This is a genomic window from Micromonospora sp. WMMD956 (assembly GCF_029626125.1).
In the GTDB taxonomy this organism is placed as follows: domain Bacteria; phylum Actinomycetota; class Actinomycetes; order Mycobacteriales; family Micromonosporaceae; genus Micromonospora; species Micromonospora carbonacea.
Genome location: NZ_JARUBI010000005.1, coordinates 5,578,835 through 5,602,976, shown reverse-complemented (window position 1 = coordinate 5,602,976; position 24,142 = coordinate 5,578,835). Strand labels below are relative to the sequence as shown.

The following is a 24,142-nucleotide window of genomic DNA, read 5'->3' as shown; positions in this document are numbered from 1 at the left end:
CCGCCGGTCGGGCCCGTCACGAGGCAGACCCCACGAGCCGGGCGCCCGCCGGCCGACGTTCTACCCCAGGAGTTGCGGTGACCGAGCGCATCACGTCCGTAGCCACCATCGACGTACGATTCCCCACCTCCCGGCACCGCGACGGGTCGGACGCGATGAACCCGTTCCCGGACTACTCCGCGGCGTACGTGATCCTGCGGACCTCGGCGGGGGCCACGGGCCACGGCCTCGTCTTCACGGTGGGCCGCGGCACCGAGATCCAGGTCGCGGCCGTCCAGTCGCTCGCCCCGATGGTGGTCGGCCAGCCGGTCGACGCGCTGACCGCCGATCCGGGCGCGCTGGCCCGCCGGCTCGTCGGCGACAGCCAGATCCGCTGGCTGGGCCCGGAGAAGGGCGTCGTGCACATGGCGGCCGGCGGCCTGGTCAACGCGGTGTGGGACCTCGCCGCCCGGCGGGCGGGCAAGCCGCTGTGGAAGCTGCTCGCCGACCTCACCCCGGAGCAGCTCGTCGCCCAGGTCGACTTCCGCTACCTGCGCGACGCCCTCACCGAAGACGAGGCCCTCGCGCTGCTGCGGGCCGCCGCCGCCGGCCGGGCCGACCGGGAGCGCCGGCTGCTCGCCGAGGGCTACCCCGCGTACACCACGACCCCCGGCTGGCTGGGCTACGACGACGAGAAGCTGGCCCGGCTCTGCGCCGAGGCGGTGCGCGACGGGTATGGGCTGATCAAGCTCAAGGTCGGCGGGAACCTGGCCGACGACGTCCGCCGGATGGGCATCGCCCGGCAGGCCGTCGGGCCGGACATCCGCATCGCGGTCGACGCCAACCAGATCTGGGGCGTGCCGGATGCGATCCGGTGGATGCGCGAGCTGGCCGCGTTCGACCCGTACTGGATCGAGGAGCCGACCTCGCCGGACGACGTGCTCGGGCACGCCGCCGTGCGTAAGGCCCTCGCGCCGGTGAAGGTGGCCACCGGCGAGCACGTGCACAACGCGGTGATGTTCAAGCAGCTCCTCCAGGCCGACGCCGTCGACGTGGTGCAGATCGACGCGTGCCGGGTCGCCGGGGTCAACGAGAACCTGGCGATCCTGCTGCTCGCCGCGAAGTTCGGGGTGCCGGTCTGCCCGCACGCGGGCGGGGTCGGGCTCTGCGAGCTGGTGCAGCACCTGGCCATGTTCGACTTCGTCGCGGTCAGCGGCAGCGCCGACGACCGGGCCATCGAGTACGTCGACCACCTGCACGAGCACTTCGTGGACCCGGTGCGGGTCACCGGCGGGCGGTACCTGGCGCCCACCGCGCCGGGGATGAGCGCGGAGATCGTCGCCGCGTCCGTGACCGACTACCGCTACCCGGACGGCCCGCAGTGGACGCCGGCGGCGGCGGGAGCGCCGACCGCATGATCATCGACGCGCACCACCACCTGTGGCGGCCGGAACGCGGCTACGCCTGGCTCGACGCGCCCGAGCTGGCGACCATCCGCCGGCCGTTCACCCCGGCCGACCTGACCGCCGAGCTCACCGCGGCCGGCGTCGACGGCACCGTGCTGGTGGAGGGGGGCCGCTGCCACCCCGACGAGGCCGCCGAGTTCCTCGGCTACGCCGCCGACACCCCGGCGATCCTCGCGGTGGTGGCCTGGCTCGACGTCGCGTCCGGCGACGTGCCCGCCACCGTCGAGCGCTACCGCGGGCTGCGCGGCGGCGAGTACCTGGCCGGGGTGCGCTCGCAGGTGCAGGGCGAGGCCGACCCCGACTACCTCGACCGGCCCGACGTGCGGCGCGGGCTCGCCGAGCTCGCCGCCGCCGGGCTCGTGTTCGACCTGGTGATCCGCGCCGACCAGCTCCCGGCGGCGGCCCGGGCCGCCCGGGCGGTGCCGCAGCTGCGGTTCGTCCTCGACCACCTCGGCAAGCCCCGCATCGACTCCGGCGGGGCGGGGCTGCGGCGCTGGCGCGGCCCGCTGGCCGACCTGGCCGCCTGCCCCAACGTCACCGCCAAGCTGTCCGGCCTGGTCACCGAGGCCGGGCCGGACTGGACTCCGGAGCACCTGCGCCCGTTCGTCGAGGTGGCCGTCGAGGAGTTCGGGCCGCAGCGGCTGATGTTCGGCTCCGACTGGCCGGTCTGCCTGCTCCGGTCGGACTACGCCGGCGTGGGCCGGGCGTTGGCGGCGGCGCTGCCCCCGCTGTCGGCCGCGGAGCGGCAGGAGATCCTCGCCGGCACCGCCGTGCGCGCCTACGACCTGGCGCGGCGGGTCGCGCAGCTCCCCCCGGCATCCGCCGGGGGACGACACCCGACGGAAAGGGCCTGACGTGCGACGCTACGGCTGGGTGATCCGGCTGCGCCCGGATCGCCGCGAGACCTACCTGCGGCTGCACGCCGCCGTCTGGCCCGACGTCGAACGGCGGCTGCGCGAGGCGAACATCCGCAACTACAGCATCTTCCTGCACCGGGACCTGCTGTTCGGCTACTACGAGTACGTGGGCGAGGACCACGACGCCGACCAGCGCCGCATCGCCGAGGACCCGCAGACGCGGGCCTGGTGGAAGCTGACCGATCCGTGCCAGGAATCGCTCGCCGAGCCCGGCTCGGGGCACTGGTGGGCCCCGATGGACGAGGTCTGGCACCTGACCGAGGAGGCGTCGTGAACCGCAGCGCGCAGTACCTCGGCGACAACACCTTCGTCGTCGCCGACACCGACCCCGTGCCGCCCGGCCCCGGCGAGGTGCGCCTCGACGTCGCGTACACCGGGATCTGCGGCACGGACCTGCACGTCGCGCACGGCGCGATGGACCGGCGGGTCCGGGTGCCCGCGGTGATCGGCCACGAGATGTCCGGCCGCGTCGCCGAGGTCGGCGCGGGCGTCGAGGGCTACCGGGTGGGCGAGCCGGTGACCGTCATGCCGCTGGACTGGTGCGGCGAGTGCCCGGCCTGTCGCGCGGGCCACCGCCACGTCTGCCACCGGCTCAACTTCGTGGGCATCGACTCGCCCGGCTCGATGCAGCGCTCCTGGACGGTGCCCGCGCGGCTGCTGGTGCCGCTGCCCGAGGGCCTGCCCCTGGCCCACGCAGCGCTGGTCGAGCCGACCGCGGTCGCCGTGCACGACGTGCGGCGCTCCCGGCTCGTCGCCGGCGAACACGCGGTGGTCGTCGGCGCCGGCCCGGTCGGGCTGCTCATCGGCACGGTCGCCAGGGCGGTCGGCGCCGAGGTGACGGTGCTCGAACTCGACCCGCACCGCCGGGCGCTCGCCGCCGAGCTCGGGCTGCGCGCCCTGGACCCGGCGGCGGTCGACGTCGCGCGGCACGTCCACGAGGCGACCGGCGGGGCCGGCGCCGCCGTGGTGTTCGAGGTGTCCGGCTCCGCCGCCGGGGTCCGCACCGCGACCGACCTGCTCGCCGTACGCGGGCGGCTGGTGGTGGTGGCGATCCACCCCACCCCGCCGGCGGTGGACCTGCACCGCGTCTTCTGGCGCGAGCTGGAGCTGATCGGCGTGCGGGTGTACGAGCGCGACGACTACACCGAGGCCGTCCGGCTGGTGCACGACGGGCAGGTGCCCGCCGAGCGGCTCATCACCCGGATCGTGCCGCTGACCGAGGTGGCGGAGGCGTTCCGGGCGCTCGCCGCCGGTGGCGAGGTGAAGGTCCTCGTGGACTGTGGAGGTGCGGCGTGAACCCGTTCGACCTGAGCGGCCGGCTGGCCGTGGTGACCGGCTGCCGGCGCGGGATCGGCCTGGCCATGGCGGAGGCCCTGGCCGCGGCCGGCGCGGACGTCGTCGGCGTCAGCGCGGCGCTGGAGGAGTCCGGCAGCGAGGTCGGCCGGCGGGTGGCGGCCCACGGCCGGTCGTTCGAGGCGTACCGGACGGACCTGTCCGACCGCGCCGCCGTCCGCGCGCTCGCCGAGCGGCTCGGGCAGTCGCCCCGGCCGGTCGACATCCTGGTCAACAACGCCGGCACGATCCGCCGCGCCCCCGCCGCCGAGCACTCCGAGCAGGACTGGGACCACGTGCTGGAGGTCAACCTGTCCGCACCGTTCCTGCTCGCCCGGGAGGTCGGCCGGGAGATGGTCCGGCGCGGCAGCGGGAAGATCATCTTCACGGCGTCGATGCTGAGCTTCCAGGGCGGCGTGACGGTGCCGGGCTACGCGGCGGCGAAGTCGGCGGTCGCCGGGCTGACCCGGGCGCTGGCCAACGAGTGGGCCCCGCACGGGGTCAACGTCAACGCGATCGCGCCGGGCTACATCGACACGGACAACACGCGGGCGCTGCGGGAGCAGCCGGAGCGCAACCGGGCGATCCTGGAGCGGATCCCGGCCGGTCGCTGGGGGCGGCCCGACGACCTCGCCGGGGCCACCGTCTTCCTCGCCTCCGACGCGGCCGCGTACGTCAACGGGGCCGTCATCCCGGTCGACGGGGGCTGGCTCGCGCGCTGAGCCGCCGGGGGCCGGCAGGCCGTGGCGCCGGGCCGGGGGCGTCGCCCCCGGCCCGGCGTCGGTCACGGGGTGGTCAGGTCGAACCGGCGGACGGTGACCGCGCCGCCGAGCGCCTGGGTGGCGTAGTTGAAGACCGCGAAGCGGTAGCCCATGAAGAACTGCCAGGCGTTGTTCAACGTCAGCGCGTTGCCCAGCGGGACGAAGTTCACCCCGTCGGTGCTGTAGGAGAAGGACGCCTGCCGCCCGCTGCCCGGCCTGATGTCGGCCTTGGCCCGCAGCCAGATCCGGCCGCCGCTGACCGCCGCGCTGGCGATCTCGGTGCCGGTGCTGGTGGTCCGCCAACTGCCGTCCATGGTCAGGCCGTTGGTCATCACCACCCGGGTGGCCCCGTTGTCCCGCCGCACGCCGATCCAGGCCGACGAGTCACGGAGCATGGCCAGCCCGGAGCGGTCGCCGTCGCGCATGGTCGAGTAGTCCAGCTCGATGGTGGCGGTGGAGGTGGGCCCCTGGATGCGCCGGGTCGCGGTGTTGCGGGCGCTGTAGAGGTCGTTGGTGACCGTGGCCGTCTGCAGGCGCAGCCCGCTGCCGGTCGACCACTTCGTGTTGTCCGGGTTGTGGTTCCACTCCCACTGCGGGCTCAGCGTCGTGCCGGCGAAGGTGTCCGCGCCGGTCATCGGCGCGACCGGCCGGGCCGGCAGCGGCGACGGGTAGCTGCTGCCCCAGGCGCCGTTGACGGTCTGGATCTGCGGCCAGCCGTCGGAGGTCCAGGTGATCGGCGCCAGCGCCGGCACCCGGCCACCGGGATACGCGTCGACGAAGGCCATGTAGTACCACTGGCCGTTCTGGGTCTGCACCAGGCCGCCCTGGTGCGGCACGCCGCCGCCGGAAATCGGGCCGGGCATGTTCAGCAGCACCTGCCGCGTCTCGTACGGACCCCAGGGGCTGGTCGAGCGCAGGATGTACTGCCCGTTGGCCGGCCTGGTGACGAAGATGTAGTAGTAGCCGTTGCGCTTGTAGAACCGCGAGCCCTCCAGCGTGCCGATGTTCGACGGCGTGGTGTAGACCTGCTGCGTGCGCACCTGGCTCAGCCCGTCCGCCGACAGCTGCGCCACGTGCAGGGTGCTGTTGCCGTAGGCGACGTACATCGTGTCGTTGTCGTCGATCAGCAGCCCCGCGTCGTAGTAGCAGTTGTTGATCTCCGAGCGCTTCTGCCAGGTGCCGCTGACCGAGGTCGACGTGTAGACGTACGACTTGTTGAAGTCGATGCAGCCGATCCAGTAGAACGTGCCGTTGCTGGCGCGGTAGTTGAGCGTCGACGCCCAGATGCCGTTGACGTAGGCCCGGGAGGTGGAGCTGGGCAGGTCGTACTTGGTGCCGAAGTCCAGCCGGGGCACCGAGTGCCCCACGAACTCCCAGTTGACCAGGTCGTACGAGCGCAGCACGGGCGCGCCCGGGGAGTAGTGCATGGTGGACGAGGAGAGGTAGTAGGCGTCACCGACGCGGATGATGTCGACGTCGGCGAAGTCCTGCCAGACGACCGGGTTGGTGTACGTGGAGCCGCCCGGGTTGCCGCCGTCGCCGACGCGGACGAGCTGCCACTGCTGGTTGTTGCCGCCCCAGTCGGCGTACTGGACGACGTTCCCGCCGTCGGCGGTGGAGGCGTTCTGGATCTCCACTGCCTTGTTGGAGTGCCGGGCGATCAGCCGCACGTACCCGCCCGCGGAGTCCGCCAGGCGGAACTGCTGGTTGGTGCCGTTGGTGTCCGACCACTGCACCACCGCCGCGCCGTCGGCGGTCGACGCGCCGGTGACGTCCAGCACCTTGCCCGAGTGGCGCGACTTCAGCCGGTAGTAGCCGCCACCGGAGTCGACGAACTGCCACTGCTGCCAGGCGCCGTCGTTGCGCGTCCACTGGGTGATCCGCGCCCCGTCGTTGGTGGCCTGGTTGTACAGGTCCAGCGCCTTGCCGCTGTTGCGGTTCACCAACACGTACCACGCGGTCGTGTCCACCGTCGCGGCCACGGCCGCCGACGGCACCACCGCGACGATCCCCGCGCCGAGCAGCATCGCCAGCACGGCGGCGGCGACCCGGGACAGCCGGCCACGCCGTCGCGCGCCCGGCACGACCTGTCCGATGAGTGCCATGTCCCTCCTTCGTGGACGGTCGATGCGCGGCGGGAGCCGCCGACACCAACTCCTGTTAGCGCTCACATCGAGCACATTGACTGTGTGCGATAACACTCCGGACGTCAAGCCGTAACATCCGGCGGCCCGGGGCGGCAGCCAGCGGAACCTCCCCCACCGGCGGTCCATGGCCGACGGTCACGGCCGGTTCGCACCGCGACACGCACAGGCATTGACATCGATTGCGCGCCCCGGCAGGCTTTGTGCACCGTCTGCGGGCAGGCGGCGAACCGGGTTGTTTCGAGTTGTGCCGAGTAACGTCAATCGACGTTTCCCTCAGCGGTGAGGGATAACGCATAGCGCCTCGTAGTAGTACCTGGACGTCGACGGTCCCTTTCGCCTGCCGGGCGTTTCCCGCCTGTCCGGGGGGCGAAGTCCTGCCGTTCGTGCGTCGCCGTCCCGGCTCTTTCGACGGATCGGAGATCTGATGCGCGTCGCCCTGCTCACCACGACTCAGCACGGCCACCTGAACCCGTATGTCCCGGTGGTCAACGCGCTCCAGGCCGCCGGCGGCGAGGTCGCGTTGTTGCTGTTGTCCGCCGACGGCGGCGCGCTCGACGAGCGGCGTCGTCAGGCCCTGGGCAAGGCGCAGGTCCACGAGGTCGGTGAGGTCGAGATGGCGCCGTGGAGCGGCGACCCGGCGAGGATCGGCCCGATGCTGCGGTCGTCGCCGGTGGCGCAGCAGACGGCCGACGCGATCCGGGCGGCCGAGCCGGACTTCGTGCTCGTCGACTCGCTGCCGGTCACGGCGGCGGCCATGGTCGGCGCGCACGCCTCCGGCGTGCCGTACGGGATGATCTGGGCCAACCTGGGCGGGGTGTGCCCGGCCGAGCACCGGCGGGGCCGCTGGGCCTACGACGAGCAGGTCGGCGACTACCTGACCGAGCACGGGGTGGGGTGGTCGACCAGGACCCACTCGGCGCGGTCGCCGATCCTCAACCTGATGCCGACGATCCCCGCCCTCGTCGGGGCCGACGCGGTCACCGACGACGGCGTGCAGCTCGTCGGCCTGCCGGGCGCGGCGGGGGCCCGCGGCGACGAGGTCGCCTTCGCGGCCCTGGACCGGCTCGACCCCGACCGCCCGGTGGTCTACGTCTCCTTCGGCACGATCTTCTACCGGCGGCCGGACCTGCTGCGCACGGTGATCCTCGGTGCGGCGGCGACCGGCGCGCAGGTGATCGCCTCCGTGGGCGACCTGGCGGCGGAGCTGGCGCTGCCCGACGACGTGCTCACCGCCCCCTACCTGCCGCAACGTGAGGTGCTCGACCGGGCCGACGTGTTCGTCACCCACGGCGGCTACAACTCCGTGGCGGAGTCGATCCGGGCGGCGACGCCGATGTTGGTGGTCCCGCTGGCGGTGGACCAGCCCATCCAGGCGCACTTCGTGGCCCGCGCGGGCTTCGGCACGGCGCTGGAGCCGGCCGCCGTCACCGGGCAGGCCGTCGCCGACGCCGTCACCGACCTGCTCGATCCCGCCCGGGGCCACCGGGCGCGGCTGCGCGCCGCGCAGCCGGAGTGCGGCGACTCCGCCGCCCGCACGGCCGAGCTGGTCGCCGGCACGGTCGAGAGCCTGCGGCGGCAGGTGACGCGGTGACCATCGAGCTGCACCGGCCGGTGCACGACCCGATCGTGCTCGACGACCCCGAGCGCCTCTCGTTCCGGGTGGACCGGCGCGCCTACACCGACGAGGACCTGGCCGCCCGGGAGCTGACGAGGATCTTCGACCGCTGCTGGCTGTACGTCGGGCACGAGTCGGAGGTGCCCGCGCCGGGCTCGTACGTGGCCCGCGACGTCGGCGGGCGTCCGGTGGTGCTGGCGCGCGGGTCCGACGGGGTGATCCGGGTGTTCGCCAACAGCTGCCCGCACCGTGGGGCCCTCGTCTGCTCGCAGCCGGCCGGGCAGGTCCGATCGTTCCGCTGCCCCTACCACGACTGGACCTTCTCCAACCGGGGCGACCTGGTGGGTGTCCCGATCCCCGACGGGTACGGGCCGGGGTTCCGCAAGGCGGACTTCGGCCTCACGCGGCACCAGAGCGACAGCTACCGCGGTTTCGTGTTCGTCACCTTCGATCCGCAGCAGCCGCGCACCCTGACGGAATACCTGGCGGGCGCGACGGAATACCTCGATCTCGTCGACGACCAGTCCGCGGCCGGAATGGAGGTGATCCGCGGCGCGCAACTGCACGGGGCCCAGGCCAACTGGAAACTCATGATGGAGAACAGCGTCGACATCTACCATTTCCGGGCCCTGCACAAGCGATACGTCGGCTACATGGAATCGCTGGGGTCGGTGCCGCCCCGGCGGCGGGGCGGCTTCGGCCGCGCCCTCGGGCTGGGGCACGGGGCCAACGAGCTGCCGCCGGCGGCGGCGCGCCCGCTCGCCTACTGGACGCCGATGTTCGGCCCGGAGGTGCGGCCCCGGATCGAGGCGACGGCCGCGCGGTTCGTCGAGCGGTTCGGCCCCGAACGCGCGCAACGGATCACCGGCACCAACCGCGCCCTGCTGATCTTCCCCAACCTGATGATCATCGACGCGATCGCGATCACGATCCGCAAGATCGACCCGGTCGGCGCCGGCCGGATGGCCATCACCTCGGTCGCCCTGGCACCCAGGGACGAGGACCCGGACATCCGCGAGCTCCGCAAGAGCCACTACCTGACGTTCCTCGGCCCCGCCGGCTTCGCCACCCCCGACGACATCGAGATCATCGAGTCGTGCCAGCGGGGCTACCTCAACCGCGCGGTCCGCTACTCGGACCTGTCCCGGGGCATGAACAAGGAGGTCCCGGAGACGACCGACGAGCTTCCCGCCCGCGAGTTCTGGCGGCAGTGGGACCGGCTGATGCACGGCGACGACGCTCACGACGAGCCCGGCCGCCGGGCCGGGGCGCAGGGGGCGGGGCCACGATGACCATCGAGTTGAGCGTCGACGGGGCGGCCCAGGTGCGGCTGTGGCACCGGGTGAGCCAGTTCCTGTTCCGCGAGGCACGGCTGCTCGACGAGTGGCGGCTGCGCGAGTGGTACGACGAGATGCTGACCGACGACATCCGCTACGCGGTGCCGGCCACCGACGTCCGCGACGGCGCGGGCGACGCGCTCGGGCTCGTCGACGACGACGCCGCCCGGCTGCGCCAACGCGTCGAACAGCTCCTCAACGGCGAGGTGTGGTGCGAGAACCCCCGGTCGCGGACGAACCGGATGATCGGCAACGTGGAGATCCTGGCCGATCGGGGCGGCCACCTCGACGTGGCGGCCAACGTCGTCGTCCACCGGTTCGGGCACGGGCGCTCCGACGCCTACGTCGGAAAATACCGGTTCGAGCTGGTCGTCGACGGCGAGTCGTTCCGGATCCGGCGGCGGGTCGTGGTGCTCGACCACGAGACGTTGTACGAGCACGGCAAGCTCAGCATCATCCTGTGACCGGGCAGTGACGGCGGCCGGCACCGGCAACGTCCCACCCGTTGCCACCGCCCAGCCGGGCCTCCCGCGCGAGGTCCACGTCCTCAGCGTCGTCGGCGGCTGCGTCATGCTCGGCCTGGGACTGGTGCTCCCGGTGCTCCCGGTGTATGCGGCGACCTTCGGAGCCGGGCCCACCCAGATCGGGGTGCTCGTCGCCCTGTTCGCGTTGCTGCGGCTGGCCGCCAGCCCGTTCTGCGGCCGGCTCGGCGTCCGGTTCGGGGAGCGGCGGGTCCTGGTCGCCGGCCTGCTGCTGTGCGCGGTCTCCTCGGCCCTCACCGCGTTCGCCTCGTCCTATGCGCAGCTCCTCGTGTTCCGTGGCCTCGGCGGCGTCGGCTCGGTGCTGTTCTCGGTGTCCGCCCTGGCGATGCTCCTGACGATCGCGCCGGCCGACCAGCGGGGCCGGGCCAGCGCCGTGTTCGAGGCGGGCTTCCTGCTCGGCGGGATCTGCGGGCCGGCGCTGGGCGGGCTCCTCGCCCTCGTCGACCTGTCCACGCCGTTCCTGGCGTACGCCGGGCTGCTGCTGGCCGCCGCCGGGCTGGCCCTGGCGGTGCTGCGCACCGGCCCCCGCTCCGGCGCGGGGCCCGACCGGGGCGCGGTCGGGCTGCCGGTCCTGCTGCGGGACCGCCGCTACCAGGTGGCGTGCCTCGCCGCGCTGGCGCAGGGCTGGGTGCTGTTCGGGCTGCGCAGCGCGCTGGTCCCCACGGTGGTGGTGGCCTGGCGGCACGACGTGGCGTGGGTCGGCTGGGCGTTCACCACGTCCGCCGTCGTCCAGGCGCTGCTGATCGTGCCGGCCGGCCGGGTCGTCGACCGGGCCGGCCGCCGGCCCGCCATGATCGCCGGCACCGGGGTGGCGGCGGCGACCATCGCCGCCCTGGCGTTCGTCGACAGCTACGCCTGGCTCGTCGTGCTGCTCTGCGGGTACGCGGCGGGATCGGCGCTGCTCAACGCCGCGCCGGCCGCGCTGATCGGGGACGTCGTCGCCGGCCGCGCCGGCAGCGGCGTCGCCGTCTTCTCGATGTGCACCGATGTCGGCGCCGTGGTCGGGCCGGTCGTGGTCGGCCTCGTCGCCGAGCGGGTGGGGGTTCCGGCCGCCTTCGGCAGCGGCGCCGCGCTGCTGTTCGCCGCCCTCGTGGCGTCGTGGGCGTTGCCAACTGTTCGGCCCAAGCGAAGGAGTTGATCGATGAGTCAGCCGGATGCCCGGCACGAGCAGGGCGTGGCCATGTTCCACCAGGTCTTCGGCCGCGAACCGCGCCCGGGTTCCCACCCGGAGTTCCTGCGGATCACCGTCGACCACCTGTTCGGCGAGATCTGGACCCGCCCCCACCTCAGCGTCGAGGAACGGGAGCTGGTCGCGCTGACCGCGGTCGCGCTGGCCCGGACCGACTGGGAGCTGCGCGGCCACATCGGCGCCGCCCTGCACCTCGGGATGTCGCGGGAAAAGGTCGTCGAGGTCATCATCCAGCTCGCCTACTACGGTGGCTGGCCGGTGGCCAACAACGGGCTGCGCGTCGCCCAGGAGGTCTTCGCCGAGCTGGACGCCGCCGCGGGGAAGGATGCGGACCGTGACCGGTGAGCCGTCCCCCCTCGGCCCGGCCGAGAAGGTCGACCTGTGGCGTCAGCGGTTCTTCGAGGCCCAGGCCGCCGCGGAGGAGTTCGTCCTGGGCGAGCACGGCGAGGAGGGCCTCGCCGCGTGGATCCAGGCCAACTCCCGGATCACCGCGGAGCTGCTGCGGGCGCAGCGGCCCGCCGACGTGTCGGCCACCGACCACTTCATGACCCGGCTGCGCAACCAGCTCCTGCTGTACGACTCGGCGGTGACCAGTGAGCCCGGCCCCTCGGGCACCGTCCTGCGCAACGCCGACTGCGGGATCCTGCGGTACCGCAAGCGGGCCGCCCGCGCGGGCGTCGTGCTGACGTTCTCGTCGCCGTGCGCGTACTGCCAGGAGCTCAACACCGCCATCGCCGCCCGCTACGTGGAACCGGACGTCACGGTCACCTGCGAGCAGGCGGGCGACGGGTGCACCTGGCGCGCGGAGTCCCCTCAGCCCACGGAATGCGACGCGGCCGGGTCGCCGCAGCGGGGACGCGCCACCGGCTGAACCACCGGCAGCGCCGTGCGGTCCGGGGCCGGCGACCGGCTGACGTCGAGCGTCATGCCGAGTTGCCGGCCCACGGCCACGCACAGGTCGATCGCCGCGGTGCGGGTCAGGTCCTGGTGGTCGTTCTGGGTGACGCACGCCGACGCCACGTTGCGGTTGCGTAGGCGCAGGTACCAGGGGAACAGCGAGCCCAACGCGGGCTCGGTCAGCATCGTGCGCGAATGGACGATCGTCCCCACCAGCAGGTTGCCGAACGGGCGCTGCCGGGCGTTCATGAAGCTCTTCAGGCGCTCCTGGAAGATCTTCAGCACGGCCGGCACGTTCCCCGCGTACACCGGCATGGCGAGCAGCATCGCCTGCGCGCCCTCGGCCAGGTCGACGACGTGCGCGAAGTCGTCGTCCAGGGTGCACCGGCCCACCTCGGGATCGAGGCAGGTGTCCTCGCCCTCGCACATCCCGATGCGGTGGTCGATCAGCCGGATCCGTTGGATCCGCGCGTCGCCGACCTCCCGGACGACGCCGCCGATCGCCGCTTCGAGCAGCGCGTCGGTCACCGACGGCAGCCGCTTCTGCGTGCAGGACAACGCGACGATCTTCATTCGAGGGCCTCCCCTGTCCGCTCGGCGCCAACCCGGGGCCGGCCACCTCACGACGCCCCGTGGCCGTCACGCGGAGGCAGCCTCAACCTACCGACAGTGGGGCACCGCCGGAAGCGGTCGCACCGCCCGCGCTCCCGGCCCGGGACACCACGGCGGGACCGGGCGCGGGTCAGAGGCTGCTGCGGTAGGGCGGCATGAACCGCAGCCGGGGCATCTGGTCGGCGAGCACTCCGCCGTCGACGACCAGGTGGGTGCCGTTGATGTAGCGGCCCGCGGCGGAGGCCAGCAGCAACAGCGCGCCGACGCAGTCGGCCGGCGTGCCGTAGCCGCCGCGCAGCGGGATCCGCTCCGCCCAGGCGGCCTCGAACGCCTCGCGGTCCAGGGGGAACTCGCCGTCGATCGGGGTGGCGATCATGCCGGGGGCGATCGTGTTGGCGGTGATGCCGTGCGGCCCCAGCTCGGCGGCGAGCGACCGGGTGAGCAGCTCGACGGCGGCCTTGGAGGCGTTGTAGTGGGCCAGCCCGGCCTCGGCCACCAGCCCGTTCTTGGAGGAGACGTTGACGATCCGGCCCGCCACGCCGTCGGCGATCATGTGTTCGGCGGCGCGCTGGGCGAGGAAGAAGACGGCGTCCACGTTCACCCGCATCACGTCGCGCCAGGCGGCGACGGTGATCTCGTTGAAGTGCTCCAGCCGGGCCACGCCGGCGTTGTTGACCAGGATGTGCACCGGGCCGCAGTCGCGGCGTACCCCGTCGAACCAGGCCGCGATCGCCTCGGTGTCGGCGAGGTCGAAGGGGTACGGGTGGCAGGCGCGGCCCTGCCCGGTCACCGCGGCCACGACCGGGTCGAGGTCGACGCCGGGCCGGTCCACCACCACCACGTCTGCGCCGGCCGAGGCGAGGCCGGCGGCGAACGCGGCGCCGAGCCCGCGCGCGGCGCCGGTCACCACGGCCAGCCGGCCGGACAGGTCGAAGGAGGGCGGGACGCGGGGGGTCATGCCAACCCCAGCAGGTCGAGGGACGGGCGGTGGATCAGCCGCTCGATCTGCTCGGCGTCGAGCGGGTCGAGGCCGGGGATGCCGGGCACCCGCCCCACCGCCCGCAGCCCCTCGATCGAGGCGTCGACGGTGGTGAAGGGGTAGTCGCTGCCGAACATCAGCTTGTCCCACACGCCGTAGTCCTGCACGAGCCGCAGGCTGTGCCAGAGCTGGAAGGGGCGGTAGTGCAGCGCGGACACGTCGGCGTAGACGTGCCGGTGCTTGCGGACGACCGCGATGCACTCCCCCTCGTACGGGTGGCCGAGGTGGGCGAGCACCATGCGCAGCTCCGGGTGGCGGATGGCCACCTCGTCGAGGTGCACCGGGAGCGCATAGCGCAGCGGCGCGGTGGAGACGAACGTGGTGCCGGTGTGCACCAGCAGCGGCAGCCCGTGCCGTTCGGCGTAGGCGTACAGGTCGTCGTACGCGGGGTCGGCGGGGTCGAACCCGGCGTACATCGGCATCAGCTTGATGCCGCGCAGGCCCAGGTCGCGGTGCCCGTGCTCCAGCTCGTCGCGCCACCCCGGCTGGGTGGGGTCCAGGGCGAGGTAGCCGACGAGCCGGTCCGGCCGGGCGGCCACGTACGCGGCCACCGCGGCGTCGTCGACCCACAGCCCGGACCGGCGGGCCTTGCCGCCGACGACGACGGTGCGGGTGTCCGCCGGGGCGGTGGCCGCGTACTGCGACCACCGCACCGTCAGGTCGACCTCGCCGCCGTGGGCCCGCGCCGCCTCGGCGGCGAACGGGTCGCCGACGTGGTCGGGGCAGTCGAACAGGTGCGAGTGCACGTCGACGATCATCGGCGGTCCCGCTTCTCCCACCCCTCGGCGAACATGTTCCAGAAGCCGTGGCTCGGCGGGTGCTCGGCGAACACCTCGTCCACCAGCTCGACGCCGAGGCCGGGCGCGGTGGGCAGGTCGATGTGCCCGTCGACCACCGGCAGGGCGCCCCGCACGGCGTCGAAGACGTAGTCCTCCAGCAGCCCGTCGAAGGTCTCCAGGATCTTGAAGTTCGGCATCCCGAGGACGGCGTGCACCGAGGCGGTGGTGCACAGCGGCGAGTTGGAGTTGTGCGGGGCGACCACCATGGCGTGCTGGTCGGCGATGGCCGCGAGCTTGCGCACCTCGGTGAAGCCGCCGGCCATGGAGAGGTCCGGCTGGATGATGTCGACGGCGTCGGTGGCGAACAGCCGGGCGTACTCGTAGCGGTTGTGGAAGTGCTCGCCGCCGGAGATCGGCATGGTGGCCCGGGCGCGCAGCTCGGCGTACCGCTCGATGTGGGTCCACGGCAGCGGCTCCTCGAACCAGCCGAGGTCGAACGGCTCCAGCTCCCGGACCAGCCGGGCGGCGGTGTGCATGGCGAAGCGGGCGTGGCCCTCGACGAACAGCTCGATCTCGGGGCCGACGGCGGCGCGGACGGCGGCGACGATGTCGATCGAACGGCGCAGCTCGGCCCGGGACAGCTCGCCGAGGCCGGCGCCGAACGGGTCGAACTTCAGCGCCGGGTACCCCCTGGCAACGGTGGCCCGCGCCCGCTCGGCGAACGCGTCGGGCTCCCGGTCGCCGGTGTACCAGCCGTTGGCGTAGACCCGGACCCGGTCGCGGCAGGCGCCGCCGGTGAGCCGGTACGCGGGCACCCCGAGGGCCTTGCCCATGAGGTCGTAGAGGGCCTGGTCGACGCCGGAGACGACGATCCCCCCGACGTCGCCGCCGCGCAGGAAGTCGCCCTGGTACATGCGCAGCCAGATCTCCTCGACGTCGAACGGGTCGGCGCCGATCAGGTGCCGCCCGGCCATCGCCTCGGCGAGCTGGCAGGTCTCCCGGGCCCGGTACGGGTGGGTGATCTCGCCGACGCCGGTCAGCCCGGCGTCGGTGTGCACCCGCACGTAGGAGAAGTCGCGCCAGGCAGTGCCGAGGGTGAGGGTCTCCACCCGGCTGATCCGCCCGGCCGGCCCGACCGGCCGGGTCTTGTCGACGGTGAGCATCAGCGCCCCTCCCCGCCGGCGACCGCGCCGCCCATGGTGGCGGTGCCGGCCAGCTCGGTCGTCCCGCCGGAGGCGAGGGTGTCGCGCACCGCCGCCCGGGTGGCCTCGACCAGGTGGTCGATGTCGGCGTCGGTGTGCGCGTAGGAGATGTGGTTGCGCTTGAGGTTCAGCGGCAGCTCGAAGATGCCGTGCTCGGGCATCCGCCGACGGTAGCCGATGAACATGCCGGCATCGTTGCGCAGCAGGTCGTCGTAGCTGCGGGGTGCCGGGCCCGGCATGAAGTAGGTCACGAACACGGAGCCGTACCCGGTGACCACGGCGGGGACGCCGAGGTCGGCGAGGACCTCGCGGATGCCGGCGCGGGCCCGCTCGCCGAGGCGGTAGACGTGCTCGTGCACGGGCTCGGCGCGCAGCTTGCCGAGGGTGGCGAGGGCGGCGGCGACCACCGCGGGGTGCCCGTTGTAGGTGCCGGCGAAGAAGGCGGGCGCGCCCGGACGGGTGCTGAACAGGTCCATCAGGTCGGCGCGGCCGCCCAGGGCGCCGATCGGGTAGCCGTTGGCGATGGCCTTGCCGAGGGTGGTCAGGTCGGGGGTGACGCCGCTGATCCGCTGCCAGCCGCCCAGGTCGTGCCGGAAACCGGTGATCACCTCGTCGAAGACCAGGACGCTGCCGGCCCGGGTGCACTCGTCGCGCAGCGCCCGGAGGAACTCCTGGTCGGGCAGGAGGCAGCCGACGTTGTGCGGCACCGGCTCGACGATGACGGCGGCGATGTCGTCGCCGTGCGCGGCGAAGGCGGCCCGGACGGCGGCCACGTCGTTGAAGCGCAGCACGAGGGTGGCGTCGAGGACCTCCGGCAGGATGCCCGTGGAGATCGGGTCGGGCAGGCCGACCCGGTCGGGGGCGGAGATCACGTTGAGGCTGACCGAGTCGTGCCAGCCGTGGTAGCAGCCCTGGAACTTGACCACCAGGCGTCGGCCGGTGGCGGCGCGGGCGACCCGCAGGGCGTGGAAGGTGGCCTCGCTGCCGGTGCTGGTGAGCAGCACCTTCTCGATGCTCGGGACCAGCTCGGCGAGGGTCTCGGCGAGCTGGATCTCGCCGTGGGTGACGGCCACCCCGCACAGGTCGACCCGCGTGCCGGCCTCGGCGACGGCGGCGTTGACGTCCGGGTCGTTGTGGCCGAGCAGGGGCGGCCCGAAGGCCGCGTGGTAGTCGGTGTACTGGCGGCCGTCGGCGTCCCAGAAGCGCGCGCCGGAGGCGCGGGCGATCACCATCTCGGTGAGGCCCGGGATGCTGCGCTGCCCGCTGTTGACGCCGCCGGGGATGACCCGGCGGGCCCGCTCGGCGAGGGTGACGCCGGACGGGGCCGATCGTGAATTCACACCTTCTCCTCATCGGTGCGGCGCGGCGACCCAGCCCGGTCGCGGCGCCGCGGTCTTGTCCGCCGCAGGAGGAACCAGCAAAAACTCTGAACAGTGTTCGGCTATACCAAACGATGTTCGGCATACTAGGCAGGTGAAATCGCGAAGGTCAACAGCGGGGGGCCCGATTTCCGAACGGGCTTGCTAGGCTGTTCGGCCTTGGCGAACAGCTTCAGCTTCCTGATCGAAAGAAGGACCATGGCCACCACCGAAGACGTCGACAGCTCCCGCTACCTGGTGCGCAGCGTCAGCCGCGCGGCCGAGGTGCTGGAGGCGCTCTCCGCCGCCACGCCGGGCGAGGGGCTGAGCGTCACCGACGTCGCCCGCTCCTGCGGCCTGTCCAAGAGCGCCGCGTTCGCCACCCTGCACACGCTGTGCCATCACGGCCTGGCCGCCGACGACGGCGAGGGGATGAACCGCCGCTACCGGCTCGGCATGGCCCTGGCCCGCCTCGGCGTCCGCGCCCAGGAGCAGCTGTCGCTGCGCGACATCGCCCGGCCGGTGCTGACCGCGCTGACCCGCGACACCGGGCTCAGCTCCCGGCTGGCCGTCCCCGAGGGCGCTCACGCGGTCGTCATCGACCAGGTCAGCAACGGCGAGCGCATCCAGATCGAGCTGCGGATGGGCACCCGCGAGCTGCCGCACTGCACCGGGCTGGGCAAGGCGTTGCTTGCCGAGATGACCCCGGCGCAGGTCGCCGAGCTGATCGGCCGGGTCGGGCTGCCCCGGCGCACCGACCACACCATCACCGACCTGGACTCGCTCGTGGCCCACCTGCACGACGTCCGCAAGGCCGGGTACGCCCTGGACGACGAGGAGGACGCCGAGGGGGTGTTCTGCATCGGCAGCGCCCTGCGCGACCACAGCGGCGGGTGCTGCGGCGCGATCAGCGTGACCGGGCTGAAGCTCGGCCTGCCCAGCTGGCGCTACCAGGAGCTGGGCCGGCAGGTGCGCCAGGCCGCCGAGGCCATCTCCGTCCGGCTGGGCCACGTCCCGGCGGGCCAGACCCCTTGACAGCCGGTTCACCTGCTGTTTAACGTTCCCGCCAACGTCACGGCCCCGGTCGTGGCAGGTCGCGGCCCCCGGCCGCGGCCGTCTCGGGCGAACAGCTGACTCCCGTCGCGCCGCAGCCCCGGCGCCGGGCGTTCCGGTCAGCAGCTCCGCCGCCTGCGCGCCTCGCGCGTTTGCCCGACCTTCCCCCGCCCTGCGGTCGCCCCGTGGCGTCCGCAGGCCCCCAAGCAACCGCCGTCCGGCGCCCCGCCGGACGGCTGGACCGCGAAGGTTGAGGCTCTCCATGGGTCTACTTGGCACGTCCACGCCCACCCCCCACGACCAGATGCTGCGCGTCGACACCGTCGCCGACCTGGCCCGGCTCGCCCCCGCCACGCCGGCCGCCCGCGCCCTGGTGCGGGTCGCCGGCTACCACCGCCCCGGCGACGGCGGCGGCGGCCTGCTGCGCTGGGACCCCACCAGCACCGCCGCCGGCAACGGCGGCACCGTGCACGACCCGTACCCGGGCCGCGGCGACCGGCGCGGCCGGTGGCTGGCCGTGCACGACGGGACCGGCGACTTCCGGCGGTTCGGCATCTTCGGCCGGGACACCCCCGCCGACGCCGCGCTGGACGCCATGGTCGGCGACCCGGCGATCCGCCGGATCGAGGCCCACACCGACCTGCGCTTCGTCAGGCGGCACACCTTCGGCCGCAGCGACATCGAACTGGACTTCGGCGGGCACACCGTGCACACCGACGGCATCGAGCGCAACACCCACGACAACCCGTTCGGCGCGGTGCTGTACTTCCGCGGCACGGTGACCGACACGGTGATCACCCACACCCTCACCGAGACCGTCCCCGAGCTGACCGACGTCTTCCAGGTGCCGGACTCGGCGCGGTTCGCCGTCGGCCAGTGGTGGACCGCCACCAGCGACGCCCTCACCGGCGCCGACGAGCGCGAACTACAGAAGATGGTCCAGGTCACCCAGATCGTCGACGGCACCCACATCCGGGTGGGCTACCTCAACGGCTGGACGCTGGAGCCGGGCCGCCGGATCACCTGGCAGCGGGTGGAGCCGGTCCGGCGGGCCCACGTGCGCGACATGGTCTTCCTCGGCCACGTCGCCTTCACCGGCGAGTACCCCGGGTCGGGGCCGGACGACCGCGAGTACAGCGGCTCCCACCCCGTCGCCTACGAGTACGCCGTGCGCTGCGACGTCTCCGGCATCGACGCCACCGGCACCTGGTGGCCGGTGATCATGCGCCGCTGGTGCACCCACTTCACCACCGCGAACTGCACCCTGAAGAACCCGCCGGCCGTGATGTACGGCGGCGCCGGCTACCTCACCCAGCAGATCTACTGCCTGTACGGGCACGTGGTGGACTGCCGCAGCAGCAACGCCCGGCACCTCAACGACCTCACCGCCTCGGCGTACTGCACCGTGGAGAACTGCCACGGCGACGGCGACGACGCCGGCGGCAACCCGTTCACCACCCACGGGCAGTACGAGCACGACCTGGTCTTCACCGGCAACTCCGGCCTGATGGACATCGCCAACAGCGGTGGCCAGTGGGGCATCAGCGCCAAGCGGATCACCGTCCGCCGGCACGTCTGCTCCTGGTTCGTCGCCGGCACCAAGATCACCGACCTGACCCTGGAGGACGTGCGGGTCGTCCCCCGCTCGACGTTCGACCCGGCCGGCACGCTCCAGGTCAACGCCGACGGCGCGCAGCTGCGCGGCTGCTCGGCGCGGACGCTCAGCATCGCCCAGCGCTCGGCCCGGTCGGGCCGGCCCACGATCATCGCCGACTGCGACTTCGACCAGCCCGCCGGCACGGTGATCGTGCAGACCCCGGTGAGCAACCCGGTGCACTTCGTCCGCACCACCTTCCGCGGCCTCGACGGGGCGATCCTGCGCGGCTCGGGCCCGGTGCGCTTCACCGACTGCACGCTGACCGGGACGCCCGGCGCGGCCCCGCTGCTGATCGGCGCGGCCGAGGTGGTGGTGCGCGGGGGCACCCTGACCGACACCGGCATCGAGCTGTCGGCCGTGCGCGACCAGCGCCTCGTCGTCGACGGCGGCGCGGCGGTCACCGGCACCAACGCCCGCCGGGCCCTGCTGACCCGGGCCGCCGGCAGCGGGGCCGTCCGGATCGAGCTGGGCGACTACCGCAGCACCGCGGCCGACGCGCAGACCGCGCACGTGCGCGTCGACGCCGGGGTCAACCGGTACCGCGCCGTCGGCGCGCGCTTCTCCGGCGGCCGGCTGACGCTCGCCGACGCCGCCTTCGGCGTCGGCTCCACCCTGCTGCACACCGGGTGCGTCGAGGAGGGGGTCGCCCGCGAGCTGCCCGCCGAGTCCGCCCGCGTCGTCACCCGCGACAACCTCGCCCTCTGACCGCCCCCGCAGGAGGAGACACCCCATGCACGCCGACAACGCCAACCCCGACGGGACACCCACCCACCGCCTCGCGCCGGCCTCCCGTCGGGCCGTGCTGCGCGCCTCCGGGCTCGGCGGGCTCGCCCTCGCCGGCACCGCCCTCGCCCTCTCCCCCGCCACCGCCGCCTCCGCCAAGCCGGACGGCCCGCCCGCCCCGCCGACCCCGCCGGCCCCCGGCCTCAACGGGGTGCTGCACGTGGGCACCGTCGCCGCCCTGCTCGCCGTCAAGCCCCACACCCTGCGCGCCGGGCAGGTCGTGCACGTCGACGGCTACCACGCCGCCGGCGACGGCGCCGCCCGCCTGCTCCGCTGGGAGGCGGCCAGCACCGCCCCCGCCAACGGCGGCACCGTCCTCGCCCCCGACGGCAACCGGCCCGGCCGCTGGCTCCAGCTCCACGACGGCGTCGTCGAGTTCCGGCACTTCGGCATCTTCGACGCCGGCACCCCCGCCGACGCGGCCCTCGACGCGATGGTCACCGACCCCACCGTGCACCGCATCGAGGCCCACTCCGACCTGCACTTCGTGAAACGGCACCGGTTCACCCGCAGCGACCTGGTGCTCGACTTCGGCGGGCACACCATGTCCACCGACGGCATCGCCGACGCCGGCCGCGACGACCCGTTCGCCGCCGTGCTGTTCTTCCAGGGCAAGGTCACCGACGAGGTACGCACCCACACCCTCACCGAGGCCGTCCGGGAGGGCTGGGACTCGTTCCAGGTCGCCGACTCCGCGGCGTTCGCCGTCGGCCGGTGGTACGCCGTCGAGGTCGACCGGCTCGCCGGCACCTGGGAACGGGAGCTACAGAAACTCGTCCAGGTCACCCAGATCGTCGACGGCACCCACATCCGGGTCAACTACAAGAACGGCTGGGAGCTGGCCGCCGGCCGCACCCTCACCTGGACCCGGGTCGAACCGGTCAGCCGGGTGCACGTGCGCAACCTCGTCTTCACCGGCAACGGCGCGGACCAGTACACCGGCTCCCACCCGGTCGCCTACGAGTACGCGGTGCACTGCGACGTCGCCGACATCGACGCCACCGGCACCTTCTGGCCGGTGATCATGCGGCGCTGGTGCACCTACTTCCACACCGCCCGGTGCACCCTGAAGAACCCGACCTCCGTCACCTGGGGCGGCGCCGGCTACCTCACCCAGCAGATCTACTGCCTGTACGGGCACGTCGAGGACTGCCGCACCTCCAACGCCCGGCACCTCAACGACTGGACCGCCTCCGCGTACGGGTACGTCACCAACTGCCACGGCGACGGCGACGACCAGGGCCCCTTCGTCACCCACGGCCAGTACGAGCACGACCTCGTCTACACCGGCAACTCCGGGCTGATGACCTTCGCCAACTCCGGGGCGGCCTGGGGCTCGGCGGCGAAGCGGATCACCGTCCGCAAGCACGTGTGCTCCTGGTTCGTGGCCCGGGTCAAGGTCACCGACCTGACCCTGGAGGACGTCCAGGTCATCCGCAAGGCCGGGCTGGCCGGCTCCGGGATGCTGTGGGTCAACGCCGACGGGGTGCAGCTGCGCGGCTGCTCCGCCGACGACACGCTGATCATCTCCCAGCAGTCCACCCGGTCGCAGCGGCCCAACGTCATCGAGGGCTGTTCCTTCACCCTCGCCACCGCCGGCACCGACGTGGTGCAGGCCAGCGTCACCACGCCGGTGCACCTGGTCCGCACCACCATCCGCGGGGTCGACGGGCACACGTTCAGCGGCACCGGGCGGCTGCACCTGACCGACGTGACCCTCGTCGGCGCGCCCGACGCCGCGCCGGCCACCGTCAAGTCCGCCGACCTGCGCGTGACCGGCGGCACCCTCACCGACACCGGCATCCGCCTCGCGGGCACCGCCGACCAGCGGATCACCGTCGGCGGCGGCGCGGTGCTCAGCGGCACCAACTCCGCCGGGGCGCTGCTGTCGCGCGCCGCCGCCACCGGCGTCGTGCGGTGGGAGCTGGGCGGCTACCTCAGCACCACCGCCGACGCCGGCACCGCGCACGTCGCCGTCGACGCCGGCAGCAACCGGTACTCCGCCGTCGGCGTCCAGTTCACCGGCGGGAAGCTGCGGCTGGCCGACGCCGGCTTCGGCGAGGGCTCGTACCTGCACCACACCGGGTGCGTCGAGGAGGGCGTGTCCCGGGAGCTGCCCGCCGCCGGCCCGCGCGTCCGCGACGCCGGGAACCTCACGGTCTGACCACCCCACGACGAGAGAAGGCGAGGAGCCAGGTGCGACAGCAGGACCGGCCGGTGCGGGTGGCGCTGGCGGGCGCGGGCAACCGGGGCCAGACGTACGCCCGCTGGGTGGCCGCCAACCCCACGCGGGCGCGACTCGTCGCGGTCGCCGACCCGCGTCCCCACCAGCGGGGTCTGATCACCGCCGCCCACCCGGGCGCGGCGGAGTTCGCCGACTGGCGGGACCTGCTGGCGGCGGACCCCGCGGTCGACGCGGTCGTCGTCGCCACCCAGGACCGGATGCACGTCGAGCCGGCCGTCGCGTTCGCCAAGGCCGGCCGGCACCTGCTGGTGGAGAAGCCGCTCGCGCCGACGGCCGACCAGTGCCGCGAGATCGTCGACGCGGTACGCGCCACCGGCGTGCTCTTCGCCGTCTGCCACGTGCTGCGGTACACCCCCTACACCGACCTGGTGAAGCGGGTGGTGGACAGCGGGTTGCTGGGCGAGATCGTCAGCGTCCAGCACCTCGAACCGGTCGGCTGGTGGCACTACGCCCACTCCTACGTGCGCGGCCCCTGGCGGCGGGAGGAGCTGGCCACCCCGATGCTGCTGGCCAAGTCCAGCCACGACCTGGACTGGCTCGGCTACGTCACCGGCCGGCGCATCGAGCGCGTCGCCAGCTTCGGCGGGCTGCGCCACTTCCGGCCCGACCAGGCGCCGGCCGGCGCGGCCGCCCGGTGCCTGGACTGCCCGGTCGAGCCGGGCTGCCCCTACTCCGCGCCGAAGCTGTACCTGCCGGTGCTGCGGAAGCACGGGCCGATCTGGCCGGTCAGCGTGGTCACCGACGGCGTCGACGAGGCCGCGCTGGTCGAGGCGCTGCGCACCGGCCCGTACGGGCGGTGCGTGTACTCCGGCGACAACGACGTCGTCGACCACCAGGTCGTGGCGATGGAACTGACCGGCGGCGTCACCGCCACCTTCACCATGGCCGCCTTCACCGAACAGACCCACCGGCAGACCCAGTTGTTCGGCACCCACGGCTGGCTGTCCGGCGACGGCGAGCGGGTCCGGGTGCACGACTTCCGCACCGACCGGATCGAGGTCCTCGACGCCGGCACGGTCGGCGGGTCCACCGCCGCCGACGACCACGGCGGCGGCGACACCGGGCTGATGGACGCCTTCGTCCGCGCCGTGGCCACCGGCGACCGCCACCACATCCGGTCCGGGCTGGACGAGACCCTCGCCAGCCACCTCGCGGTCTTCGCCGCCGAGGCGGCCCGGCACACCGGCACGGTCGTGACCGTGCCCGCGCAGTGAACCACTTCGAGAGGAACG

21 protein-coding genes are annotated in these 24,142 nt (G+C 73.5%); 15 read left to right on the top strand and 6 right to left on the bottom strand.

Annotated elements, in window-relative coordinates; genetic code table 11:
* Nucleotides 1-77: 77 nt before the first annotated feature.
* Genes O7628_RS24580 through kduD form a run of 5 tightly spaced genes read left to right on the top strand, consistent with a single transcriptional unit; the run spans nt 78 to nt 4,416 of the window.
* On the top strand, nt 78-1,397 hold the full coding sequence (locus tag O7628_RS24580; protein WP_278134045.1) for an enolase C-terminal domain-like protein: 1,320 nt from the start codon (nt 78-80) through the stop codon (nt 1,395-1,397).
* Nucleotides 1,394-2,299 carry an amidohydrolase family protein gene (locus O7628_RS24575; RefSeq protein WP_278134043.1) on the top strand — a complete coding sequence of 302 codons (906 nt, stop codon included), beginning with the start codon at nt 1,394-1,396 and terminating at the stop codon, nt 2,297-2,299. The genes O7628_RS24580 and O7628_RS24575 overlap by 4 nt, the downstream gene beginning before the upstream one ends.
* Nucleotide 2,300: 1 nt before the next feature.
* A complete protein-coding gene (locus O7628_RS24570; RefSeq protein ID WP_178064293.1) occupies nt 2,301-2,636 on the top strand; it encodes an L-rhamnose mutarotase in 336 nt (111 codons plus the stop codon).
* Nucleotides 2,633-3,658, top strand: a complete 1,026-nt coding sequence (locus O7628_RS24565; RefSeq protein WP_278134040.1) for an alcohol dehydrogenase catalytic domain-containing protein — start codon at nt 2,633-2,635, stop codon at nt 3,656-3,658. Before O7628_RS24570 ends, O7628_RS24565 begins: the two co-directional genes overlap by 4 nt.
* Nucleotides 3,655-4,416 carry a 2-dehydro-3-deoxy-D-gluconate 5-dehydrogenase KduD gene (gene kduD, locus O7628_RS24560; RefSeq protein WP_278134037.1) on the top strand — a complete coding sequence of 254 codons (762 nt, stop codon included), beginning with the start codon at nt 3,655-3,657 and terminating at the stop codon, nt 4,414-4,416. The genes O7628_RS24565 and kduD overlap by 4 nt, the downstream gene beginning before the upstream one ends.
* Before the next feature lie 62 nt (nt 4,417-4,478).
* On the opposite strand, the gene O7628_RS24555 is transcribed toward kduD, so the two are convergent.
* The gene (locus tag O7628_RS24555; protein ID WP_278134035.1) at nt 4,479-6,560 is read right to left on the bottom strand and encodes a family 43 glycosylhydrolase; all 2,082 of its coding nucleotides are present in this window, start codon (nt 6,558-6,560) and stop codon (nt 4,479-4,481) included.
* Nucleotides 6,561-7,026: 466 nt separating this feature from the next.
* Here O7628_RS24555 and O7628_RS24550 point away from each other — a divergent pair, with 466 nt between their 5' ends.
* The 6 genes from O7628_RS24550 to O7628_RS24525 are packed head-to-tail and all read left to right on the top strand — an operon-like array spanning nt 7,027 to nt 12,156.
* A complete protein-coding gene (locus O7628_RS24550) occupies nt 7,027-8,193 on the top strand; it encodes a glycosyltransferase (RefSeq protein ID WP_278134033.1) in 1,167 nt (388 codons plus the stop codon).
* A complete protein-coding gene (locus O7628_RS24545) occupies nt 8,190-9,509 on the top strand; it encodes an aromatic ring-hydroxylating dioxygenase subunit alpha (RefSeq protein WP_278134032.1) in 1,320 nt (439 codons plus the stop codon). The genes O7628_RS24550 and O7628_RS24545 overlap by 4 nt, the downstream gene beginning before the upstream one ends.
* Nucleotides 9,506-10,018 (top strand): aromatic-ring-hydroxylating dioxygenase subunit beta, encoded by a 513-nt coding sequence (locus tag O7628_RS24540; RefSeq protein WP_278134030.1) that lies wholly within the window; start codon nt 9,506-9,508, stop codon nt 10,016-10,018. The genes O7628_RS24545 and O7628_RS24540 overlap by 4 nt, the downstream gene beginning before the upstream one ends.
* A gap of 7 nt (nt 10,019-10,025) precedes the next feature.
* The gene (locus O7628_RS24535) at nt 10,026-11,234 is read left to right on the top strand and encodes an MFS transporter (protein ID WP_278134028.1); all 1,209 of its coding nucleotides are present in this window, start codon (nt 10,026-10,028) and stop codon (nt 11,232-11,234) included.
* A 3-nt stretch (nt 11,235-11,237) separates the two neighbouring features.
* The gene (locus tag O7628_RS24530) at nt 11,238-11,630 is read left to right on the top strand and encodes a carboxymuconolactone decarboxylase family protein (RefSeq protein WP_074475993.1); all 393 of its coding nucleotides are present in this window, start codon (nt 11,238-11,240) and stop codon (nt 11,628-11,630) included.
* Nucleotides 11,620-12,156 (top strand): hypothetical protein, encoded by a 537-nt coding sequence (locus tag O7628_RS24525; RefSeq protein WP_278134026.1) that lies wholly within the window; start codon nt 11,620-11,622, stop codon nt 12,154-12,156. Before O7628_RS24530 ends, O7628_RS24525 begins: the two co-directional genes overlap by 11 nt.
* On the opposite strand, the gene O7628_RS24520 is transcribed toward O7628_RS24525, so the two are convergent.
* From O7628_RS24520 to O7628_RS24500, 5 genes are all read right to left on the bottom strand, one after another.
* Complete coding sequence (locus tag O7628_RS24520; RefSeq protein ID WP_178064284.1) at nt 12,099-12,755, bottom strand: NAD(P)H-dependent oxidoreductase; 657 nt, start codon at nt 12,753-12,755, stop codon at nt 12,099-12,101. The genes O7628_RS24525 and O7628_RS24520 overlap by 58 nt on opposite strands.
* Nucleotides 12,756-12,924: 169 nt before the next feature.
* Nucleotides 12,925-13,752, bottom strand: a complete 828-nt coding sequence (locus O7628_RS24515) for an SDR family oxidoreductase (RefSeq protein WP_278134023.1) — start codon at nt 13,750-13,752, stop codon at nt 12,925-12,927.
* Entirely contained in the window at nt 13,749-14,591 is an 843-nt protein-coding gene (locus tag O7628_RS24510) for an amidohydrolase family protein (RefSeq protein WP_278134021.1), read from the bottom strand. The genes O7628_RS24515 and O7628_RS24510 overlap by 4 nt, the downstream gene beginning before the upstream one ends.
* Nucleotides 14,588-15,775 carry a mandelate racemase/muconate lactonizing enzyme family protein gene (locus O7628_RS24505; RefSeq protein ID WP_278134020.1) on the bottom strand — a complete coding sequence of 396 codons (1,188 nt, stop codon included), beginning with the start codon at nt 15,773-15,775 and terminating at the stop codon, nt 14,588-14,590. The genes O7628_RS24510 and O7628_RS24505 overlap by 4 nt, the downstream gene beginning before the upstream one ends.
* Nucleotides 15,775-17,154 (bottom strand): aspartate aminotransferase family protein, encoded by a 1,380-nt coding sequence (locus O7628_RS24500; RefSeq protein WP_278134019.1) that lies wholly within the window; start codon nt 17,152-17,154, stop codon nt 15,775-15,777. Before O7628_RS24500 ends, O7628_RS24505 begins: the two co-directional genes overlap by 1 nt.
* 237 nt (nt 17,155-17,391) lie before the next feature.
* Between O7628_RS24500 and O7628_RS24495 the strand changes: the two genes are divergently transcribed.
* The 4 genes from O7628_RS24495 (at nt 17,392) to O7628_RS24480 (ending at nt 24,124) form a co-directional block, all read left to right on the top strand.
* A complete protein-coding gene (locus tag O7628_RS24495; RefSeq protein WP_278134018.1) occupies nt 17,392-18,207 on the top strand; it encodes an IclR family transcriptional regulator in 816 nt (271 codons plus the stop codon).
* Between the two features lie 280 nt (nt 18,208-18,487).
* Complete coding sequence (locus O7628_RS24490; RefSeq protein ID WP_278134016.1) at nt 18,488-20,587, top strand: hypothetical protein; 2,100 nt, start codon at nt 18,488-18,490, stop codon at nt 20,585-20,587.
* Nucleotides 20,588-20,612: 25 nt separating this feature from the next.
* A complete protein-coding gene (locus O7628_RS24485; protein ID WP_278134014.1) occupies nt 20,613-22,829 on the top strand; it encodes a hypothetical protein in 2,217 nt (738 codons plus the stop codon).
* Nucleotides 22,830-22,861: 32 nt separating this feature from the next.
* The gene (locus tag O7628_RS24480; RefSeq protein WP_278134012.1) at nt 22,862-24,124 is read left to right on the top strand and encodes a Gfo/Idh/MocA family oxidoreductase; all 1,263 of its coding nucleotides are present in this window, start codon (nt 22,862-22,864) and stop codon (nt 24,122-24,124) included.
* The last annotated feature ends 18 nt before the right edge of the window (nt 24,125-24,142 follow it).

Coding starts and splice junctions, on each gene's coding strand:
- O7628_RS24575 (WP_278134043.1), top strand. CDS start 1,394: ATGATCATCGACGCGCACCACCACCTGTGGCGGCCGGAACGCGGCTAC.
- O7628_RS24555 (WP_278134035.1), bottom strand. CDS start 6,560: ATGGCACTCATCGGACAGGTCGTGCCGGGCGCGCGACGGCGTGGCCGG.
- O7628_RS24550 (WP_278134033.1), top strand. CDS start 7,027: ATGCGCGTCGCCCTGCTCACCACGACTCAGCACGGCCACCTGAACCCG.
- O7628_RS24540 (WP_278134030.1), top strand. CDS start 9,506: ATGACCATCGAGTTGAGCGTCGACGGGGCGGCCCAGGTGCGGCTGTGG.
- O7628_RS24530 (WP_074475993.1), top strand. CDS start 11,238: ATGAGTCAGCCGGATGCCCGGCACGAGCAGGGCGTGGCCATGTTCCAC.
- O7628_RS24520 (WP_178064284.1), bottom strand. CDS start 12,755: ATGAAGATCGTCGCGTTGTCCTGCACGCAGAAGCGGCTGCCGTCGGTG.
- O7628_RS24515 (WP_278134023.1), bottom strand. CDS start 13,752: ATGACCCCCCGCGTCCCGCCCTCCTTCGACCTGTCCGGCCGGCTGGCC.
- O7628_RS24510 (WP_278134021.1), bottom strand. CDS start 14,591: ATGATCGTCGACGTGCACTCGCACCTGTTCGACTGCCCCGACCACGTC.
- O7628_RS24505 (WP_278134020.1), bottom strand. CDS start 15,775: ATGCTCACCGTCGACAAGACCCGGCCGGTCGGGCCGGCCGGGCGGATC.
- O7628_RS24495 (WP_278134018.1), top strand. CDS start 17,392: ATGGCCACCACCGAAGACGTCGACAGCTCCCGCTACCTGGTGCGCAGC.
- O7628_RS24490 (WP_278134016.1), top strand. CDS start 18,488: ATGGGTCTACTTGGCACGTCCACGCCCACCCCCCACGACCAGATGCTG.
- O7628_RS24485 (WP_278134014.1), top strand. CDS start 20,613: ATGCACGCCGACAACGCCAACCCCGACGGGACACCCACCCACCGCCTC.